This window comes from Pseudomonas sp. RA_15y_Pfl2_54 (assembly GCF_963971015.1).
GTDB lineage: Bacteria > Pseudomonadota > Gammaproteobacteria > Pseudomonadales > Pseudomonadaceae > Aquipseudomonas > Aquipseudomonas baetica_A.
In genome coordinates, this window is the sequence record NZ_CAXAPN010000003.1 from 69043 (window position 1) to 89516 (window position 20474).

Sequence of the window (20474 nt, forward strand, 5' to 3'; positions counted from 1 at the left end):
GCGCCCCATCACTCAACGGTCAGCAAACCCCTTCCCCTGCGCTGCCAACTCACCGATCAACCGCGCCGGTTTCCACTGATCGCCCTGCCGTGTCTCCAGCGCCAGCAAGCGCTGATGAATATCCGCCAGCCCTTGCTGATCCGCCCAGGCCATCGGCCCGCCCTTGTCCGCCGGGAAGCCATAGCCGTTCAGATAGACCAGATCAATGTCATGCGCCGACTCGGCAATGCCTTCCTGCAAAATCTTCGCCCCTTCGTTGACCAACGCGAGCAAACACCGCTCAAGGATCTCTTGCGGGCCAATCTCACGGCGCTGGAAACCCAATGCGTCACTGACCCGCAACACCAGCGCATCGACCTCGGGATCATGCTCAGCCTGACGACTGCCCGGCTCGTAATGGTAATAACCGTTGCCGGATTTCTGACCAAACCGGCCCATCTCGCACAAGCGGTTGTCCACCTGAACTTCTGGAGCCTCCTGGCCCTTGCCGGCCAACTCACGCGCACGCCACTCCAGATCGATGCCGACCACGTCGTACATGCGAAACGGCCCCATGGCAAAACCAAAGCCCTGCAAGGCTGCGTCGACCTGCTGTGGGTAAGCCCCTTCCAGCAGCATCTTGCGTGCTTCAAGCACATACGGATGGAGCATGCGATTGCCGATAAAACCGTGGCAGTTGCCCGATACCACACTGACCTTGCCCATGCGCTCGCCCAGCGCCAGCGCGGCTTGCACCACGGCCGGTGATGTCTTCGCGCCACGGACGATTTCAAGCAGTTTCATGATGTGCGCCGGGCTGAAGAAATGCAGGCCCAGAACTTGCTCAGGGCGTCGGGTGGCGGCAGCAATCGCATCGATATCCAGCGCCGACGTATTACTCGCCAGCAGCGCCTCGGGCTTGAGCAGACCATCGAGTTCGCGAAAGATCTTCTGCTTGAGTTCAAGGTTTTCGTACACCGCTTCGATCACCAGATCGACATTGCGGATTGCCGCGTAATCCGCCGCCGCACTGACCCGGGAGAGCCGCGCATCTGCCTCAGCCTGATCAATGCGCCCCTGACGCACGTTGTGTGCATAAGTGTCGGCCACCGTGGCGAGCGCCTGCTCAAGCATCTGTGGATTGTTGTCGACCCACTGCACCGTCACCCCAGCGTTGGCCAGGCACATGACAATGCCGCGCCCCATGGTCCCCGCACCGATCACGGCAGCCTGCTGAATATCGAATGTCTGGCTCATGTTGTTCTCTTGTTGGCGATCCATAGACGGGTCTCACCATAGTCAGCCCGCGACGGTTTTTGAAGTTTATTCCCGTGATGATCGACATTCAGCGGATGGATGCAGCCGCGCAAAGACTGTGCACTCTCCCACGGGGCGGGGCTTAATCGAGCAGGTGATTGTCAGCCCAATGGCGGACTTCAGCGTAGGGATACGCCTCCAACGCCGCATACCCGGAAATCGTCCGCGCCTTGAGCTTGGTGAACAGCGGCACACTGATCCCGCACAGAAACCGCGTCAGCCGTTCCGCCGTCGGCGCATGGCCCGTGTGCTGCTCATGCTTGTGGATAAAATCACCGCACAGTGCCGCAAAACTTTTATCCACAAGCGCAGGCAATTCCGGTGGCGCCGGCAACCGGGCAATGTGCCCATGGCACACCGAACAATGCCCACAGCGCTCCGGGGCATTGTGATCGCCGAAGTACTCGGCCAGGCGATACCCCAGGCAACGATCGGTGGCGAACACATCCAGCATGGTGTGAATCCGCGCGACTTCGGTTTGCTCGTGGCGAGTGAAGTCATCGTGCAGTTCTGCGCTCAGAACATCGCTGTCGACGTCGCTGTGCAACAAGCTGTAGACCTCGGTCATCTGCTTGCTCTCAAGCTCGATCCAGGCCTTTTCCTGGAAGTAATCCAGCGCCTTCACCACCCGATTACGCTCGGCCGAATACTGCGTATACATCGCCTCGAAATCCACCGTAGCCCAGGTGCGCGCCCGGCTTGAGGTGTGGATGATCGCCGCGACGAAATCCCGGCGCTCGCCCTCGAAACGCTCAAGCAACGCCTCGGGTTCCAGCAAATATTTGAAACGGTATTCGGCGTAATAGGCGTAACGCGGTGCGATCAAGCCACGCAACTCCAATTGCACCAGCAAAGTCTTCAGGGGCAACGCCCGGATGTTGCTGTGATCGGCCAATGGCCCGAGTAGAAACTCCCACTGCCCTTGCGGTGCCGAAGCTTTCAATTCATCGAGGACATAACGAATGCCTTCGCGTTCCGGCGTGTCGCCGTAGACGAAGTTTTCCAGGACATTGAGGCTGTCGCGATTGGCCAGCACCAGACAGTCCGAAGGCTGCCCGTCACGTCCGGCGCGGCCGATTTCCTGGCTGTAGTTTTCGATGGATTTGGGCAGGTCGAAGTGCACCACATTGCGGATGTCGCTTTTGTCGATACCCATACCGAAGGCGATGGTCGCGACGATGCAATTGGACTGCCCGGCCATGAAGCGTTTCTGGATGCCCTCGCGCTGATCGTGGGGCAGACCGGCGTGATAGGCCTCGGCCTGAATACCGTTGCGCTCGAGGTGTTCGGCGATGTGTTCGGCGGTTTTCTGCAAAGTCACATAGACGATGCTCGGCTGGCCCGGACGCTCGGCCATCCACTCCACCAGACGCCGGCGCTTGTCCTGCCCGCGCACCGGTTCCACCAGCAAATTGAGATTGGGCCGGTAGAAACCGGTGGTCACCACATCGTCAGCGGCAATGGCAAATTTTGCCTGCATGTCGGCGATGACTTTCGGCGTGGCGGTGGCCGTCAGCAGCAAGGCTTGCGGGATGTTGAACTGGCGCTGGTAGTCCGGCAGTTTGAGGTAGTCGGGGCGAAAGTTGTGGCCCCACTCCGAGATGCAGTGCGCCTCATCCACCACCAGCAAAGAGATCGGCACCTGCTGCAGGAAATTGCGGAAGCGCTCGTTTTTCAGACGCTCGACCGAAATCATCAGAATCTTCAACTCACCCGAACGGGCGCGGCCCATCACGTCATTGGCATCGTCTCGACTCTGCGCAGAATCGATGCTCCCCGCCGAAATGCCATGGCGTTGCAGGAACGCCAATTGATCCTGCATCAGCGCCAGCAAAGGCGAAACCACCAGGGTCAGATTCGGCAGCATCAGCGCCGGTAGTTGATAGCAGAGGGACTTGCCGGATCCGGTGGGAAAGATCGCCGCCGCCGAGCGCCCGGCCAGCACCGCGCTGATGGCGGCCTCTTGTCCGGGTCGAAACTGTGGATAACCAAAAACCTGTTCCAGGGTGTTGTGCATTCGCTGTCACTCCTTTGACCGCTGCCATGCCAACAGCCTAGCGGGCGATCGCAGCGAGTCGAGAAAAGGTCGGGGCCAAATCGATACGCAATGATACAGCGAAAGGCGCGGACAACTCAGGGCCCGCGAGACGGCCTGCCAAAGCCATACAACATCCAGAACTCAGGGCCGCAACACCGCCACGCGCAACTGCTCGTTCAGCATTTGCTCATGCACATCCAGGCTCTTGCTCGCCCACAGCGCATGAGCCGGGCTGATGTCTGCGGTGAACGCCGCCGCCAGTTGGCGCAGATCGGAGATGCTACGCACCTGTGGACAAAAGGGTTGCCCGTCACAGTCCTGACTGGCGTTGCGATAGGTGCTCAGCAAACGATCCCAGAGATCATTGCGCACTTGCCTGATCGACTTGAGCTGCACTTGCGGCACGCCCAGCCGTTGCTTCAAACCTGACTCGTCCAGCGCTTCGCTGGCGAGCAAGGCTTTGGCGAACATCAGCACTTCGGCGCGAGAGGCCGTGTCGACATTCGCCTGGTTGGTAAGCGCGCCTGGCCAACCGGTTCGATCCAGATGATCCAGTACCAGCGCATTGCCAATATCGGCTGCCAACGTCAAACGGTAGCCAATAGCCCACAGCAATATGATCGAGGCCATTCGTAGCCACTGCATACCTAATTCCCTTTAAGCGCGTATCAGAAGTTTGGAAACGTCCCACAGATTCTGGCGCGCACAATACAGATGTTTACCCAGAAGCGCCTGATAAAGCCGTGGGAAATTTCCTGTCTAAGGGTTTTGCCTTAAAAAGGTCATGAAAAACTGTAGGGCGAATACCCGCCCCCCCGGAAAACCCCCTACAAACGCTGTCCATCCTGGCCGTCTTGTCCCGCTGCGCAGCACCCTCCTATAGTGGCCGGCGCGACTGAACCTCGCCGTAGCGACTTCTCAAAGGACAGACTTCATCCATGAACTCACTGCATCCACCCATCAACCGCTATCGCCGCTTGAAAACTGTCTACAGCGACAATCCGGTACTGGTTATCGACACTGACGCCAGCCATGAAGACTTGCTGAATGCCGCTCAACAAAGACTGTGCGCCGCCAACAATCTGCTGGAAACGCTTTACTGCATGTGTTTTCAACAAGCGGATGTCAAAGACATCCCCAACATCGTCAATGCGCTTTACTTATTGACTCAGGATGGTTGCGAACTGCTGGAAGTGGCGAAGTTCAAAGCGAATAATAAAAACTGAAAAACAATACGCAACAAACTTGGCAACAACCCATTGCTTCACCACAAAAAACAACCGCACTAGATTGATTGCTCTTCCATTAACAGAGCAACAAACATGACGACTTTAACTGTCTTTTTTTGCGGTACCGGCTCCACCAGATTTGATACGAACAACCCGAACTACTGGAACGGCGAACTGGTTTCCACACTGGCTTCGCACCACAGCGGCCGGGAGTTTGCCGAATGGGTCATCGTCGACGGCCCGGGCACCAGCAATTTGCAGACCGATGAACTGTTTACCGAATCCGGCGATTACGACCTGAGCGGTACGCTGTTCGGAAAAGGTTGGGAGGAGAATGTCCAACATGCCGTGAACATTATCAAAGGCCAGTGCGACTGGCAGCGTGAACAACTGACCGAAGCAGAATACAACCGACTGAAAGCTGCCGGTATTCCCATCGAAGACGTAAAAATAGAAGGCTCGTGGATGTGGCGAAAATATAACTACGGAAAGCGAAGCGTTACTCAGCAAAAGTTACAGGAACAAATCATCAAGACGTTCCGTAAGGATGGCGTCATTCCCACTCAAGTCAACCTGGTGGGATGGAGTCGTGGCGGCGTCAGTTGCCACATGTTGGCCAACGCCTTGTACGCCGACGACGCGCTGAAGAATATTCCGGTCAGGATCTTCGCCATTGACCCGGTTCCGGGTATCGGCAACTTTCAGGAACACCGGGTGAAACTCAACGCCAACGTCAAAGAATACGTCGGCTTTTATGCCCGGAACGAGCGCTCCAAAGGCTTCAGTTGCGTCATCCCGCAAACCGCCACCGGCACCAGAACCAGCGTTTTCCCAATGCCCGGCCGCCACGCCACACTGGTGGGCAACGCCGCCGTTGACGGCGACAGAGGCCCTAACGTGCTGGCCGAACCCGGCCTGATCGTCCGCCACTTCGCCGAAGTGTGCCTGCAGCGCTGGGGCACGCCGCTGAGCAAAACCCTGAACCTGAGTGACGCTGACCTGCGCCAGCACACCGACGCCATCGTGAGGGCCGCCGCGAAATACCAGGCCATGGAAAAGTGTTCGTACACCTACTTCACCGAACTGGATCAAGACGAACGGTGTGTGTCGCTGGGCAGCAAAGGTGTGCCGTTTTCAGCGGTGAAAGGTTCGATTTACACACCCGAAACCGGGCTGACGACCAGTGTGCTGGATACGGCGGCGTACAAGAATCTTGGTTGACGGTGAACCGACGAAAAAACCTACAACAATCTCCTATCTGATCTTCGTACCGATCCTACAGGTCTGGACTCCGTTGCCGCCTATCGGCGCCTGGTAGTTCAAACCTATAGTCGTGACTGTCGCTGCCAAATCAGCGGTTCGGGCTTGGTCACCCGTATGAGTTGTGCACTCGCACTCGTTGTATGCTGCTGGCGCTTTTTGTGTCGGCACGCTTTATGGCGGCTGAGTTCGGGACGCCTTCGGGCGTGCCGGTTGTGAGTGCCTCACCGGTTGACCAACCCGAACGCAGTCCGCCACCTATCCCTTGTGGTCACGGTGGGTGCGAATTCTCATGACATATTTCGAGGCCAAAAATAATGAAAACATGGAACCCGCTCACCCCTGATCGCTACCGCCCACTCGAATCCAACCTCACCGACACCAAGCCCCTGATCATCGACGCTGCAGCCAACCCGCAAGACATCCTCGAATGCGCCGTCCAGCGCCTGCGCGCCTCCAGCGACCTGCTTAAAACCCTCTACTGCCTCAGCTTCAAACAAGCCGACGTCGAAGACATCCCCCACATCACCCACGCCCTCTATCTGCTGACGCAGGATGGCTGTGACCTGCTGCAAGTCGCGCAGCAGCAAATGCTCAACTGGAAAGCGCCAGTCTGAAAAATCTCAGGCAGGTGTGCTCCCAATAAGTGGCGCCTGCCTCACCAAAGAACATGGATGCGGGACACCCGGCGCCCAGTGCAGGAGTTGAATTTTGCAAACTACTATTGATTGCGTACGATGGCAGCCATTGTTCAGCCAAGAGCTCGCCGTCATGACCACTGAAACCATCGATCACAGCATCCTGACGCGCCTGATTGAAAACGGTTCGGTCAGCAGCACACGTATCATCGCCAAGCCTGGTGGCTGGTCGATTCAAATTCATCAGGGAAGCAAAGAATGTTCGCTCGCAGCGCAACGCAGTGGTCAGGTGCGCCTGTTCAAACGCCTTGAAACACTAGTGGCCTATTTGCAAGAACTGGGTATCACTCACTTCGATGTGGATGCATCCAGCTATGACCCGCTGCAAATGAAAACCTACACACGTCCTGATCGCGCTGAAGCAATGAAGCAAGCACATGAGGCGGCGGCGTATGAAGAGTGGTTCAAGCGGCAGGTGCAAATCAGCATTGATGATCCAAGACCCAGCGTGAGCGATGAAGACGCTCGACGAATATTTGCTGCCAAGCGCGATGCCCTGCGTCAACGCGTGCGTTGATGAGGTTGGTCTGGCGCCAAGAGGCGCTTGATGACCGAGACCGAATCATGGAGCACATCAGTGAGGACAACCCTGAAGCGGCTGCGGATCTCGACGATATGTTCGAATCAAAAGGGGAAGTCGCCCGAAAGCGCCCGACCTTATACAGAAGGGGCAGCGTTGAAGGCACACGAGAAATCGTCGCAGCGTCCAACTATGTCATCGTCTACACGATCAAAGATGAATGTGTGGAGGTGCTTCGAATAATGCATGCCCGACAGCAATGGCTATGACAGATCACGAGGATTCGACAGGGCAAACCCATTCCCCGGGTCGACCAGCCAAGTGCAATTATTCTGGCGTTATCACTACCCAAGTGAAGGAATACTAGCGTTATGGCCAGAAAGACTGCGGCTCTGCTTCCTAAAACTGCGCGACTCCTGAAGAACCTTGGCGAACGCTTGAAACTGGCTCGGTTACGCAGGAGGCTGACGGCCAAACAACTCGCACAAAAAAGCCGCCCCTAAAGGGCGGCTTCTTCATTCACCACAAACCAACGCTTACAACTTCGGCCCAGCAGCCTTGATCGCGTCGCTCACTTCGAACTTCTTGAAGTTCTCGATGAACAGACCGGCCAGCGCCTTGGCAGCCTCGTCGTACGCAGCCTGGTCAGCCCAGGTGTTGCGTGGGTTGAGCAGGTTGGTTTCAACGCCCGGTACGGCCAATGGCACGTCGAGGTTGATGGTGTCCAGGTGCTCGGTGGTGGCGCCGATCAGTGCGCCGCTCTGGATAGCGGCGATCACTGCGCGGGTGGTCGGGATGTTGAAGCGTTTGCCGACGCCGTAGCCACCGCCGGTCCAGCCGGTGTTGACCAGGTAGACCTTGGAGCCGAAGCCGCGGATGCGCTTGATCAGCAGCTCTGCGTATTCGCCGGCCGGGCGCGGGAAGAACGGTGCGCCGAAGCAGGTGGAGAAGGTCGACTTGATGCCGCTGCCCGAACCCATTTCAGTCGAGCCCACCAGTGCGGTGTAGCCGGACAGGAAGTGGTAGGCCGCTTGTTCTTCGTTGAGGATCGACACTGGCGGCAGCACGCCGGTCAGGTCGCAGGTCAGGAAGATCACAGCGTTCGGCTCGCCACCGAGGTTGTGCTCGGAGCGCTTGGCAACGTGCTCCAGCGGGTACGCGGCGCGGCTGTTCTGGGTCAGGCTGACATCGGCGTAGTCGGCGTGCTTGGCGTCATCGATGACGACGTTTTCCAGCACAGCGCCGTGCTTGATGGCTTTCCAGATGACCGGCTCGTTCTTCTCGGACAAGTCGATGCACTTGGCGTAGCAGCCGCCTTCGATGTTGAAGACAACGCCTTCGCCCCAGCCGTGTTCGTCGTCACCGATCAGGTAACGGCTTTCGTCGGCCGACAGGGTGGTTTTACCGGTGCCCGACAGACCGAAGAACAGGGTCACGTCGCCTTCTTCGCCGATGTTGGCGGCGCAGTGCATTGGCAGCACGTCAGCGGCCGGCAGCAGGAAGTTCTGCACGGAGAACATGGCTTTCTTCATTTCACCGGCGTAACGCATGCCGGCGATCAGCACTTTCTTCTGGGCGAAGTTGAGGATCACGCAACCATCGGAGTTGGTGCCGTCACGCTCAGGCACGCACTCGAAGTTGGCCACGTTGAGCACTTGCCACTCGTCACGACCAGCCGGGTTGTACTGGGCCGGGTTGATGAACAGGCAACGACCGAACAGGTTCTGCCAGGCCGTCTGGGTGGTCATTTTCACGGCCAGGTAGTGATCTTCAGCCGCGCCGACATGCACATGGGAAACAAAGTGCTCTTGCGCGTTGTTGAACGCCTCGACGCGAGCCCACAAGGCATCGAACTTGTCGGCCGGGAACTTGCGGTTGATCGGGCCCCAGGCGATAGCGGCCTGGGTGGAAGGCTCTTCAACGATGAAACGGTCGACTGGCGAACGGCCGGTACGATGACCGGTGCGAACAACCAGAGCGCCGGTATCGGCAAGCTCGCCTTCACCGCGGTTCAGGGCTTCTTTTACCAGATCATCAACACTCAGATCGGTGTACACGGCGTTATTGGCTTGCGTCATGAGGTTCCCCGTCGGCCAGTGGCCGAGTGTGCTCCAAACGTTTTGTAGTAGAAAGTTGCGCACTACTACCGCGAAAAAAGTGGGCCGGATTATGCCAGAAAAGCCCAAAAAGAGTAGGGTCCTCCCGTCGTAACGGCGAAATTCCGTCGTTGAGCAGTGAATTTACCTGCGCTGAACCGTTTTAGTGCCGGGTATCTGACGGCGTGTCGACGCCCGCACCAGCGAACAATTGAGCGATGTCGGCCGCATCGAACAAGTAGCGTTCGTTGCAGAACTGGCAATCGATCTCGACGTTGCCGCCCTGTTCGGCAACCAGCGCCTGCGCATCTTCCAGACCCAGACTGACCAGCGCATTGCCCGAGCGTTCACGCGAGCAGCTGCAACGGAAACGCAGCTTCTGCACGTCGAACAGGCGCACTTGCTCTTCATGGTAGAGACGATGAAGCACGGTTTCGTTGTCCAGGCTCAATAATTCATCGGCGGTCAGCGTGCTAGCCAGCGCGGTGATGTGCTGCCAACTGGCGGCGCGGTCTTCTTCGTCTTTCAGACGATCGGCCGGCAGTTGCTGCAGCAGCAGACCACGGGCGCGGCGGCCGTCGGCGAACAACTTGAAGCGGGTGCCGACCTGTTGCGACATGACGAAATAATTGGTGAAGCAATCGGACAGGGTTTCGCCGTCGAGATCGACGATGCCCTGATAGCGCTGGCCAACCGTCGGGTCGACGGTCAGGGCCAGCACACCCTTTGGCATCAGGTCGCTGAGGGTCGCATCGGCGGCAATCTGATCGGCGTGGTAGCGCGCCAATCCTCGGATCTCGCGCTCGCTGGAGCATTCGATCATCAGCATCGGGATCGGGCCTTCAGAGCGCGCCTGCAAAATCAGCAAGCCGTCGAACTTCAGGGTGCCCACCAGCAAAGAGGCCGCCGCCATCAATTCGCCCAGCAATTGCGCGACCGGCTCGGGGTATGGGTGTTTGGCGAGCACTTCAGCGTAGCTGCGCTCAAGCGCCACCAGTTCGCCACGGGTGTCGCTGTCATCGAAGATGAAGCGTTGGGTGAAATCGGTATCCGTTAGGTCGGTCATAGGTCCGCTATCTGAAAGTGATGACAAAATGATTACAAAGAATGAAAATTCGCGTTTCTTGGCACCCTCTTTGGTGCCGACTGCTACGCCATGGGAGGCATTTTATGAACAATCCGGGTTTGTTCCAATCAAGGTGGAACCTCGGCCGGCTGGTTCTGTGCAACGTGGTGCCGTTAGCGCTACTGGCTTTCTGGTTATGGCCTACGGGTAACTCGCTGTGTGTGATTTTCGACGAGTGGCTGTTCCGCTCGCTCAATGCACCACTGGCCAGCAACCCCATATGGCTCCACATCTGGGCAATTGCAAGTATGCGTCCGTTCGACATCGTCGTCGGGCTGATTCTGCTGACGCTGTTGATCAAAGGTGACTGGGTATTCAAGGCGATTGATGCGCGCCGTGCTTTTTTCGGTTTTTTATCGATTCTGCTGTTGATGGTGGTGATCCGTACGCTGTTTTCCAAGTTCGCCGATTTCATGGACTGGCAGCACAGCAGTCCGTCGATGGTGCTTGAAGGCGCGGTACACCTCAGCGATTACTTCCCGCATCTGGAAAAGACCTGGGAGTTGAAAGATCGCTCGAGCCAGAGCTTCCCGGGCGACCATGCTTCGGTGTTGCTGATCTGGGCATTATTCATGGGGGTGTTCAGCCGCTCGGTTGGCCAGTTCCTGACGATCTGGGGCCTGGCGGTGCTGTTCATGCTGCCGCGGCTGGTGGCCGGGGCGCATTGGGGTCAGGACGATTACATCGGCGGCGTGTTGCTGGCGGTGCTGGCGTTGGGCTGGGGCTACTACACGCCATTTGCGTATCACGCCGCGAATTTCTGGCTGAAAGTGACGGCGCCGATTTTCAGTTTGCTGGGCAAGCTGCCGCTGATTTCGCGGATGAGTGTGGTGCGTAGCGCCTGATATCGCGGCGTCCATGGCGAGTGCTGTGCACTCGATTCGCCAACAGGCTAGCTCCCACATTGGAATGCAATCTTGTGTGGGAGCTTGCTCGCGAAGAGGCAGTGACGCCCTACTCGCTGCCGCTACCCCGAAACTTGAACAGATCCCGCCGCTGCTTCTTGCTCGGCTTGCCATCGGTGCTCACGCCCAACGCACCGGCCTTGCGCATCGCCGCAGCCGCTTCGCGCTTGGCGATACTCGCCTCGGTCTCCGCATACAGCGTTTGCGCTTCGGGCGCGCCACGACGCACGATAGACAGTGCCTCGACCCTCACTATGCGCACTTCGAAACCGGTGCGAATCTCAAATTCGTCGCCAATGCGTGGCTCTTTGCCAGGCTTGCAGCGCTCGCCTCGACAATGCACCTTGCCACTCTCGATCGCTGCTTTGGCCAAGGCCCGGGTTTTGTAGAAACGCGCGGCCCATAGCCACTTATCGAGACGGACCTTGTCGTCGTCTTCGTTTTTTTGTGCCATGGAATGTCCTCATTCTGAAATATTGGTGAACTGTACTACCGTTTCTGTCGTGCCATGAATGACCCCATCCCGGATTACAATGCACACATTCCGGCGCCTGCTTCAGGCGCCGGTAATCCGGGCTGTAGATATCTGTCGCCTTTTAACCATTATTCTGCGTGAATACCGCGAATCCGGCCCCTGCGGACTGAGCGGTTGTCACGGTTGAGCATTTTTTTGAAGACATTTGACCATTTGACCGTTGTCGGTCTGCGCGAGTGGGTGGCGCTCCCTGATTTGGGAGTCGCGGGCCTGCGGGCAAAAATCGACACCGGTGCCAGCACCTCCAGCCTGCACGCCACTGACATCGAGCCGTTCGAACGCGACGGCGCGAAGTGGGTGCGCTTCACTGCGCACCTGGGCACAGTGGTGCAGTTGCGTCACCGGCGTTGCGAAGCGCCTTTGGTGGCGCGCAAGACCATTAAAAGCTCCAACGGTCAGGCTCAGGTGCGCTATGTGATCAGCACCACCCTGGCCCTCGGTGATCGGGTCTGGTCGGTCGAGTTCACCCTCGCTTGCCGCAAGTCCATGCGTTATCGCCTGCTACTCGGTTCCAAAGCTTTGATTGACGGCCAACTGGTGGTCAATCCGGGCATCAAATATGTACAAGACAAGCCGGTGTTCCCGGTATCTACCTCCTCCACAGGTGTTGCATGAAGATCGCTGTGCTGTCGCGGAACCCGCGTCTGTATTCCACCCGTCGCCTGGTCGAAGCCGGCACCGAGCGCGGGCATGAAATGGTGGTGATCGACACCTTGCGCGCCTATATGAACATCGCCAGCCACAAGCCGCAGATCCACTATCGCGGCAAACCGCTGGAAGGTTTCGATGCGGTGATTCCACGGATCGGCGCGTCGGTAACGTTCTATGGCTGCGCGGTGTTGCGTCAGTTCGAAATGATGGGGGTGTTCCCGCTCAACGAATCGGTGGCCATTGCCCGTTCCCGGGACAAGTTGCGCTCGTTGCAACTGCTGTCGCGCCGGGGCATCGGCTTGCCGGTGACCGGGTTCGCTCACTCACCGGATGACATTCCGGACCTGATCGACATGGTCGACGGTGCTCCGCTGGTGATCAAAGTGCTGGAAGGCACTCAGGGCATTGGTGTGGTGCTGTGTGAAACCGCGACGGCGGCGGAGTCGGTGATCGAAGCGTTCATGGGCCTGAAGCAGAACATCATGGTCCAGGAATACATCAAGGAGGCTGGCGGTGCGGACATCCGCTGTTTCGTGGTCGGCGACAAGGTGATCGCGGCCATGAAACGTCAGGCCAAACCGGGCGAGTTCCGCTCCAACCTGCATCGTGGCGGTAGCGCCAGCCTGATCAAGATCACCCCGGAAGAACGCATGACAGCGCTGCGGGCGGCCAAGGTCATGGGCCTGGCGGTGGCGGGGGTGGATATCCTGCGTTCCAATCACGGGCCGCTGGTGATGGAAGTGAACTCGTCGCCGGGGCTTGAAGGGATCGAGACCACCACCGGGAAGAATGTGGCGGGGATCATCATTGAGCATCTTGAGAAGAATGGCGGGCCGAATATGACTCGCACCAAAGGCAAGGGCTAAACCCGGAAATATGTGGCGGCTCAGAGGCCGCCTTCGCGGGCAAGCCCGCGAAGGGGCCATCAGCCTCACCCTGGATGTCAGTGTTTAAACAGCATCGCGAGGCAGCATCAACCCCAACGGCAACCTGACCCGCGCCTCCAGTCCACCCCCGGACCGATTACGCAACTCAACATTGCCGCCATGCATCGAAGCGATCCGCTTCACGATCGCCAACCCCAAACCGGTGCCTTTGCCGCCACGAGCGCGGTCACCACGGGTGAACGGGTTGAAGATCGCCTCAAGCTCCGAAGGATCGATCCCCGCCCCACGGTCCATCACACTCAGCACCACATACGGGGCACTGGTGTCGCCAGACACATACGCGGCGACTTCAACGCCGCTGCCGGCATGATTCAAAGCGTTGCCAATCAGGTTGTTCAACAAGCGCTTCATTGAAACCCGACGCAGCGGAAACGGCTGGATCGGTTCCAGACGCAACCGAACCTTCTCTTCACTCTGGTTGTACGGCGCCACGACTTCACGTACCAGATCGCTGAGATCCACTTCCTCCACAGACTCGTCCCGACCGTCGCGAATGAACGCCAGGAACTGGTCGAGAATCGCATCCATGTCCTCGATGTCGCGCACCATGTCGTCGGTCAGGTCGTTACGGTCGCCCATCAATTCAAGCGACAGCCGCAACCGGGTCAACGGCGTGCGTAAATCGTGGGAAACCCCGGCCAGCATCAACTCGCGCTCACGTCCGGCCTGTTCGACGTCCTCGGCCATCTGGTTGAAGGCGCGATAGACCTCGGTCATCTCGCTTGGCGTGTCGCTGATCGGCAGGCGCACGCTGCGGCCCTGACCGAGTTGCCGGGCGGCATACACCAGTCGCTTCAAGGGTTGGTTGAGCTGGCTGACGAAAATCCATGCCGACGCGGTCGACAGCAAACCAATGGCGAGGAACCAGCCGAGGACGTTCCAGATTTTCTGGCCACGCAATGGATGCGGGTACAGTGGGACTTTCAGCCAGCCATCACCCAGGCTCGGTGCACGGACCCAGAGCGCCGGCGGTGAGTGCATGCGTAATCGCACCTCGGTGTCGGGGCCCAGCTCGGTCTGCATCTGCCGCTGATAGATTTCGCTATAAGGCCAATGTTGTTCGCCTTCCGGCACACCCGCCCCGACCACCCTGATCAGGGGCACCTTATCGGCGATCTTCGCGCGGTTTTCTTCGTCTGCGGCCCAATAGGCGCGCAGCGTCAGAGCGACGCCGTGACTGTATTGACGATCCACCAGCACGTCCTCGTTCATCAACAGATAAACCAGGGTCAGCGCCTTGGAAAACAGCACGACGATGAGCACCAGCCAGAGGGTGCGGGAGAAAAAACTTTGGGGAAACCAGACGGGGGTTTTCATCTTTAACCGCTACACACTTGCAGGAGCGAGCCATGCTCGCATATTGCGGATTGCGAGTCTGTGAGATGGGTCATTCGACCCGCCCCCGACAGACTCGCTCCTACAAATCACCGATCACTTGGTGGCGGTGCCATCCGGTACAAACACATAGCCCACGCCCCAGACCGTCTGGATGTAGCGCGGTTTGGACGGATCGGGCTCGATCATCCGGCGCAGACGGGAAATCTGCACATCGATGGAACGCTCGAGGGCATCCCACTCGCGGCCACGGGCCAGGTTCATCAGTTTATCGCGGGTCAGTGGCTGACGCGCGTTCATGACGAGGGCCTTGAGTACCGCAAACTCACCGGTGGTGAGCATGTGTACTTCGTCGCCGCGCTTCAGTTCGCGAGTGGCCAGCGACAACACGTAATCACCGAAGGTGACGTTTTCGTCTTCGCTGCCCGGTGCGCCCGGCACCGGTGCGGCCTGACGGCGCAGCACTGCTTTGACCCGTGCCATCAGCTCGTCCGGGTTGAACGGCTTGGCCAGATAGTCGTCGGCACCCAGTTCCAGGCCCTTGATGCGGCTCATCTCATCGCCCTTGGCGGTGAGCATGATGATCGGAATCTGGTTGTTCGCCGCCCGCAGACGGCGGCAGGCGGTCAGACCGTCTTCGCCAGGCAGCATCAGGTCGAGGACGACCAGATTGAAAACTTCACGCGAGAGCAGACGATCCATCTGCTCGGTGTTCGGTACGGTACGGGCACGATAGCCCTTGCTGACGAAAAAGCGTTCCAGCAGGCTACTCAGCCCTGGATCGTCGTCAACGATAAGAATTTTTTCGCCTTCAGCAGGTTGTGCAGTGCTGCTCATTGGATGCTCCTTTTAGCTCGGCGCGCATTATGGCGTAGCTGCCGTTATACGCACCGTGTGCATTGTTAGCAGATTTTTCCTTCACTGCCAGAAAACCGGGGTTTATGCCTACAGACTGCAACGCCCCCGAATGACAGAACGCTGGTTATAATGCGCGGCGTTTTGTGCCAGGCAACGTCTGAATCGTTACCGGAGTTGGCCGGGCTTTTTTCCCGGTGGCCGCAGTAATTGTTCGATTTCACGGGTCAATGGGGTGCCTTTTGACCCAGGCAGCGGCAATCCTCTAGCCGTTCAACCAGACTCCGGGCCTTTGTTTCCGTGCCTGCGAGCCTGCTTTCACACTATGTCAGGTGGTTTTATGGACAGCATCAACAGCCGCATTGCCGAGGAACTCGGAGTACGCCCACAACAGGTCGAAGCGGCCGTCGCGCTACTCGATGAAGGCTCTACCGTTCCCTTCATCGCCCGTTACCGGAAAGAAGTGACCGGCAGCCTTGATGACACGCAACTGCGTCATCTGGAAGAGCGTTTGCGCTACCTGCGAGAACTCGACGAACGGCGTATCAGCATCCTCGCCAGCATCGAGGAGCAAGGCAAACTCACCCCCGCCCTTGAACGCGATATCAAACTCGCCGACACCAAGACCCGCCTTGAAGACTTGTACCTGCCGTACAAGCAAAAGCGCCGCACCAAGGGCCAGATTGCCCTGGAAGCCGGCCTTGGCGACCTGGCTGACGGCCTGTTCAACGACCCGAATCTCGCTCCGGAAACCGAAGCCGCACGCTTCGTCGACGCCGAAAAAGGCGTGGCCGATGTGAAGGCTGCGTTGGAAGGCGCCAAATACATCCTGATGGAACGCTTCGCCGAAGACGCCAGCCTGCTGGAAAAACTGCGCAGCTACCTCAAACAGGAAGCAACCCTCAGTGCCCGCGTGATCGCAGGCAAGGAAGAAGAAGGCGCCAAGTTCCGCGACTACTTCGAACACGACGAGCCGCTCAAAAGCATGCCGTCGCACCGCGCACTGGCGATTTTCCGCGGCCGCAACGAAGGCATCCTCAGCTCCGCACTGAAGGTCGGCGACGAACTGCCGGGCACCATGCACCCGTGCGAGGGCATGATCGGCCAGCAATTCAACATCCAGAATCAGAACCGTCCCGCCGACAAATGGCTTGGCGAGGTGGTGCGCTGGACCTGGAAGGTCAAGCTCTACACCCACCTGGAAACCGATCTGCTGGGCGAGCTGCGCGACGGCGCCGAAACCGAGGCGATCAACGTGTTCGCCCACAACCTGCACGACCTGCTGCTGGCCGCACCGGCCGGCCCGCGTGCGACCCTGGGCCTCGACCCGGGCCTGCGTACCGGTTGCAAGGTGGCCGTGGTCGACTCCACCGGCAAGCTGCTGGATCACGCCACGGTTTACCCGCACGTTCCACACAACAAGTGGGATCAGACCATCGCCATCCTGGCCGCGCTGTGTGCCAAGCACTCGGTTGACCTGATCGCCATCGGCAACGGCACCGCCAGCCGTGAAACCGATAAACTGGCGATCGAGCTGATCAAAAAATACCCAGCCATGAAGATGACCAAGGTCATGGTCTCCGAGGCCGGCGCATCGGTGTACTCGGCGTCGGAACTGGCGGCCAAGGAATTCCCCGATCTGGACGTGTCGATCCGTGGCGCGGTGTCCATCGCCCGTCGTTTGCAGGATCCGCTGGCCGAGCTGGTGAAAATCGACCCGAAATCCATCGGGGTCGGCCAGTACCAGCACGACGTGTCGCAGCTGAAACTGGCACGAGGCCTGGACGCGGTGGTCGAGGACTGCGTGAACGCCGTCGGTGTCGACGTCAACACCGCTTCGGTAGCGCTGCTGGCACGGATCTCCGGCCTCAACGCCACACTGGCGCAGAACATCGTGGCGCACCGCGACGAACACGGCGCATTCAAAACCCGTGCAGCGCTGAAGAAAGTCGCACGCCTGGGCGAAAAAACCTTCGAACAGGCCGCCGGTTTCTTGCGCGTGATGAACGGTGACAACCCGCTGGATTCCTCGGCGGTTCACCCGGAAGCCTATCCGCTGGTGCAGCGTATTGCCGCTGAAACCGACCGCGACATCCGCTCGCTGATCGGCGACGCCGGGTTCCTCAAGCGTCTGGATCCGAAGAAGTTCACCGACGAGACCTTCGGTCTGCCGACCGTGACCGACATCCTCCAGGAGCTGGAAAAACCGGGCCGCGACCCGCGTCCCGAGTTCAAGACTGCCGAGTTCCAGGAAGGCGTCGAAGACCTCAAAGACCTGCAACTGGGGATGATCCTCGAAGGCGTCGTCACCAACGTGACCGCGTTCGGTGCCTTCGTCGACATCGGCGTGCATCAGGACGGTCTGGTGCACATCTCGGCGCTGTCGGAGAAGTTCATCAAGGACCCGCGTGAAGCGGTGAAAGCCGGTGACGTGGTGAAAGTAAAGGTCATGGAAGTCGACATTCCTCGCAAACGCGTGGGCCTGTCGATGCGCATGGGCGACACCCCGGGCGAGAAGATTGATGGCGCCCGTGGCTCGCGTCCGGGCTCGGCGCAACGCCAGCCGTCGAACAATGCGCCACGCAAGGAAACCGCAACAGCGACGCCCGTGAACAATGCGATGGCCTCGCTGTTCGCCAACGCCAAGCAGTTGAAGAAACGCTGATGGACATTCCGGCCGGGCTCGTCGAGAGCGCGTTTTTCAAGCTGTTGGGCTGCCGCCTGCACAGCCTGGAAACCGGGGTGGCGCAAGTCGCCCTGGTGCTGGAACCGGAACTGCGCAATCGCGGCGGCAAATTGCACGGTGGCGCGCTGTTCAGCCTGGTCGACATCGCCATGGGTCTGGCCTGTTCCAGCACCCACGGTTTCGATCAGCAGAGCGCGACCATCGAATGCAAGATCAACTATATCCGCGCCGTTTCCGACGGCGAGGTGCTGTGCACGGCGCGGGTCATCCACCCGGGCCGCCGCACGCTGGTGGTCGAAGCCGACGTGATGCAGGGCGAAAAACTGGTCGCAAAAGCGCAAGGCACGTTCGCTGTCCTGTAGATGTTGTTCATCATTTTGAGTTAATTTCGGCGCAGTGATCGCCGCGTCGAGCTTTTCTGTGAGAGCGGGCTTGCTCGCCAAGGCTGTGTGTCAGTTTGCATGTCTGTGACTGATACACCGCCTTGGCGAGCAAGCCCGCTCCCACAAGGATCGCGTTTACTTCGCGTGCATCTGCCAGATTCAGGGATTGAAGTCGGCGGTTCGAAAGGGGCTTCGTGAGCCCAAAAAACCAGGCGAAAACGCCAGTTTCAACTTCACCCTTGTAGACCGTCTTGCCCACCCCCATATTGGGGCGACTGACGCGTGAAGGAATCCAAATTGAGCGAACTTCTCAACCGCCGCCTGGCTCTGCTCGGCGAGCGCGCTAACCTCTCTCTGCTCGAACAGTGCCTCCACGGTATCGAACGTGAATGCCTGCGCGTGACCAGCGAAGGTCGTCTGGCGCAAACGCCGCACCCCGAAGCCTTGGGTTCCGCGCTGACCAACGAAAAAATCACCACCGACTATTCCGAGTCGCTGCTGGAATTCATCACGCCCGCCCTGCCCGACCCGGCAGATACACTGGCGAGCCTGGACAGGATTCACCGTTTTGCCTACAGCAAACTCGGCAACGAGTACCTGTGGAGTCCATCGATGCCGTGCCCATTGCCGGCCGAGGAAGACATCCCGATTGCCTATTACGGCACGTCCAATATCGGTCAGCTCAAGTACGTCTATCGCAAGGGCCTGGCCCTGCGGTACGGCAAGACCATGCAGTGCATCGCCGGGATTCACTACAATTTTTCCCTGCCGGAAAAACTCTGGCCGTTGCTGCGCGAAACCGAGGGTTTTGTCGGCACTGACCGGGATTTCCAGTCGTCGTCCTATATCGCGCTGATCCGCAACTTCCGGCGCTACAGCTGGTTGCTGATGTACCTGTTCGGCGCCTCACCGGCGCTCGACGCGGGCTTCCTGCGCGGTCGTTCGCATCAGTTGGAACAGCTCGATCCAGACACGCTCTACCTGCCGTACGCCACCAGCCTGCGCATGAGCGACCTCGGTTACCAGAGCAACGCCCAGGCCGGCCTGACGCCGTGCTACAACGATCTGACGAGCTACACCGACAGCCTGCGCAAGGCCGTGGCTACGCCGTACGCACCGTATGTGGAAGTCGGCACGCACAAGGATGGCGAGTGGGTTCAGTTGAACACCAACATCCTGCAGATCGAAAACGAGTACTACTCCAACATCCGCCCAAAACGCGTGACCTACAGCGGCGAGCGGCCGATTCAGGCGCTGGTGGCCCGTGGCATTCAGTACGTCGAAGTGCGCTGCCTGGACATCAACCCGTTCCTGCCGATGGGCATCGACCTCACTGAATCGCGCTTCATTGATGCGTTCCTGCTGTATTGCGCACTCAACGACAGCCCACTGCTGACCAACACCAGTTGCAGCAACGCGACCTCGAACTTCCTCAGCGTGGTCAAGGAAGGTCGCCGTCCGGGTCTGCAATTGCAGCGCGACGGTGAGCCGGTCGAGATGAAGGCATGGGCGGTAGAGTTGCTGGAAAAGATTGCCCCACTCGCTGCGCTGCTCGATCAAAGCCATGGCGGCGATGCCCACAGCAAGGCACTGGATGCGCAACTGGCAAAAGTCCGCGACCCGTCGCTAACGCCTTCTGCCCAAGTGCTGGCAGCGATGGCCGAGCACAAGGAAAGCTTCGCGCAGTTTTCCCTGCGTCAGAGTCAGGCACATGCCGAGTTTTTCCGCAGCGAGTCGTTGACAGCTGACGAGCAGGCGAAGTTTGAGGAACTGGCGCGCTCTTCCCTGGTGGCGCAGGCTGAGCTGGAGCAGAACGAGGTGGGCGATTTCGATGTGTTTGTCGGGTCGTACCAGGCGAGCATTCTGGCGATCAGCAACTGAAAAAAACCTCACCCTGATCCTCTCCCGCAGGGA

General features: G+C 58.9%; 19 protein-coding genes and 1 pseudogene. 12 read left to right on the forward strand and 8 right to left on the reverse strand.

Going from position 1 to position 20474, the window contains the following annotated elements; translation table 11 throughout:
• Nucleotides 1-12: 12 nt before the first annotated feature.
• The 3 genes from AACY50_RS03225 to AACY50_RS03235 form a co-directional block, all read right to left on the reverse strand.
• The gene (locus AACY50_RS03225; protein WP_339463963.1) at nucleotides 13-1236 is read right to left on the reverse strand and encodes a 3-hydroxyacyl-CoA dehydrogenase; all 1224 of its coding nucleotides are present in this window, start codon (nucleotides 1234-1236) and stop codon (nucleotides 13-15) included.
• Between the two features lie 142 nt (nucleotides 1237-1378).
• On the reverse strand, nucleotides 1379-3313 hold the full coding sequence (locus AACY50_RS03230) for a RecQ family ATP-dependent DNA helicase (RefSeq protein WP_339431555.1): 1935 nt from the start codon (nucleotides 3311-3313) through the stop codon (nucleotides 1379-1381).
• A 162-nt stretch (nucleotides 3314-3475) separates the two neighbouring features.
• A complete protein-coding gene (locus AACY50_RS03235) occupies nucleotides 3476-3979 on the reverse strand; it encodes a polysaccharide deacetylase (protein ID WP_339431556.1) in 504 nt (167 codons plus the stop codon).
• Between the two features lie 293 nt (nucleotides 3980-4272).
• Here AACY50_RS03235 and AACY50_RS03240 point away from each other — a divergent pair, with 293 nt between their 5' ends.
• The 6 genes and pseudogenes from AACY50_RS03240 to AACY50_RS03265 form a co-directional block, all read left to right on the forward strand.
• On the forward strand, nucleotides 4273-4560 hold the full coding sequence (locus tag AACY50_RS03240) for a hypothetical protein (RefSeq protein WP_339431557.1): 288 nt from the start codon (nucleotides 4273-4275) through the stop codon (nucleotides 4558-4560).
• Nucleotides 4561-4656: 96 nt separating this feature from the next.
• A complete protein-coding gene (locus tag AACY50_RS03245) occupies nucleotides 4657-5784 on the forward strand; it encodes a hypothetical protein (RefSeq protein WP_339431558.1) in 1128 nt (375 codons plus the stop codon).
• 356 nt (nucleotides 5785-6140) lie between these two features.
• On the forward strand, nucleotides 6141-6440 hold the full coding sequence (locus AACY50_RS03250; protein WP_339431559.1) for a hypothetical protein: 300 nt from the start codon (nucleotides 6141-6143) through the stop codon (nucleotides 6438-6440).
• 154 nt (nucleotides 6441-6594) lie between these two features.
• Nucleotides 6595-7038, forward strand: coding sequence for a hypothetical protein (locus AACY50_RS03255; protein WP_339431560.1), 444 nt, complete (start codon nucleotides 6595-6597; stop codon nucleotides 7036-7038).
• Nucleotides 7038-7310, forward strand: coding sequence for a type II toxin-antitoxin system RelE/ParE family toxin (locus AACY50_RS03260; RefSeq protein WP_339431561.1), 273 nt, complete (start codon nucleotides 7038-7040; stop codon nucleotides 7308-7310). Before AACY50_RS03255 ends, AACY50_RS03260 begins: the two co-directional genes overlap by 1 nt.
• 102 nt (nucleotides 7311-7412) lie before the next feature.
• Nucleotides 7413-7535: pseudogene (locus AACY50_RS03265) on the forward strand (helix-turn-helix domain-containing protein); the annotation flags it as partial.
• Nucleotides 7536-7577: 42 nt separating this feature from the next.
• On the opposite strand, the gene AACY50_RS03270 reads toward AACY50_RS03265, so the two are convergent.
• Together AACY50_RS03270 and hslO are read right to left on the reverse strand one after the other, a co-directional pair.
• The gene (locus AACY50_RS03270) at nucleotides 7578-9119 is read right to left on the reverse strand and encodes a phosphoenolpyruvate carboxykinase (protein ID WP_339431562.1); all 1542 of its coding nucleotides are present in this window, start codon (nucleotides 9117-9119) and stop codon (nucleotides 7578-7580) included.
• Between the two features lie 181 nt (nucleotides 9120-9300).
• Nucleotides 9301-10203: an Hsp33 family molecular chaperone HslO gene (gene hslO / locus AACY50_RS03275; protein ID WP_221731029.1), complete on the reverse strand. Its 903-nt coding sequence runs from the start codon at nucleotides 10201-10203 to the stop codon at nucleotides 9301-9303.
• A gap of 104 nt (nucleotides 10204-10307) precedes the next feature.
• Between hslO and AACY50_RS03280 the strand changes: the two genes are divergently transcribed.
• Complete coding sequence (locus tag AACY50_RS03280; RefSeq protein WP_339431563.1) at nucleotides 10308-11108, forward strand: phosphatase PAP2 family protein; 801 nt, start codon at nucleotides 10308-10310, stop codon at nucleotides 11106-11108.
• 109 nt (nucleotides 11109-11217) lie between these two features.
• On the opposite strand, the gene AACY50_RS03285 is transcribed toward AACY50_RS03280, so the two are convergent.
• Nucleotides 11218-11622 carry an RNA-binding S4 domain-containing protein gene (locus AACY50_RS03285; RefSeq protein WP_339431564.1) on the reverse strand — a complete coding sequence of 135 codons (405 nt, stop codon included), beginning with the start codon at nucleotides 11620-11622 and terminating at the stop codon, nucleotides 11218-11220.
• Between the two features lie 216 nt (nucleotides 11623-11838).
• On the opposite strand from AACY50_RS03285, the gene rimB reads away from it, so the two are divergent.
• Both rimB and rimK read left to right on the forward strand, forming a co-directional pair.
• Complete coding sequence (rimB, locus tag AACY50_RS03290) at nucleotides 11839-12318, forward strand: retropepsin-like aspartic endopeptidase RimB (protein WP_401138337.1); 480 nt, start codon at nucleotides 11839-11841, stop codon at nucleotides 12316-12318.
• Nucleotides 12315-13220 carry a 30S ribosomal protein S6--L-glutamate ligase gene (gene rimK / locus AACY50_RS03295; RefSeq protein WP_221731026.1) on the forward strand — a complete coding sequence of 302 codons (906 nt, stop codon included), beginning with the start codon at nucleotides 12315-12317 and terminating at the stop codon, nucleotides 13218-13220. Before rimB ends, rimK begins: the two co-directional genes overlap by 4 nt.
• An 84-nt stretch (nucleotides 13221-13304) precedes the next feature.
• Here rimK and AACY50_RS03300 read toward each other — a convergent pair whose 3' ends face one another.
• Together AACY50_RS03300 and ompR are read right to left on the reverse strand one after the other, a co-directional pair.
• Nucleotides 13305-14618 carry an ATP-binding protein gene (locus tag AACY50_RS03300; protein ID WP_221731025.1) on the reverse strand — a complete coding sequence of 438 codons (1314 nt, stop codon included), beginning with the start codon at nucleotides 14616-14618 and terminating at the stop codon, nucleotides 13305-13307.
• Between the two features lie 114 nt (nucleotides 14619-14732).
• Nucleotides 14733-15473, reverse strand: a complete 741-nt coding sequence (gene ompR / locus AACY50_RS03305) for an osmolarity response regulator transcription factor OmpR (RefSeq protein ID WP_339431565.1) — start codon at nucleotides 15471-15473, stop codon at nucleotides 14733-14735.
• 358 nt (nucleotides 15474-15831) lie between these two features.
• On the opposite strand from ompR, the gene AACY50_RS03310 reads away from it, so the two are divergent.
• The 3 genes from AACY50_RS03310 (at nucleotide 15832) to gshA (ending at nucleotide 20441) form a co-directional block, all read left to right on the forward strand.
• Entirely contained in the window at nucleotides 15832-18156 is a 2325-nt protein-coding gene (locus AACY50_RS03310) for a Tex family protein (protein ID WP_339431566.1), read from the forward strand.
• On the forward strand, nucleotides 18156-18539 hold the full coding sequence (locus AACY50_RS03315) for a PaaI family thioesterase (RefSeq protein WP_339431567.1): 384 nt from the start codon (nucleotides 18156-18158) through the stop codon (nucleotides 18537-18539). The genes AACY50_RS03310 and AACY50_RS03315 overlap by 1 nt, the downstream gene beginning before the upstream one ends.
• Nucleotides 18540-18857: 318 nt before the next feature.
• The gene (gshA, locus tag AACY50_RS03320; protein WP_339495486.1) at nucleotides 18858-20441 is read left to right on the forward strand and encodes a glutamate--cysteine ligase; all 1584 of its coding nucleotides are present in this window, start codon (nucleotides 18858-18860) and stop codon (nucleotides 20439-20441) included.
• Nucleotides 20442-20474 lie beyond the last annotated feature (33 nt).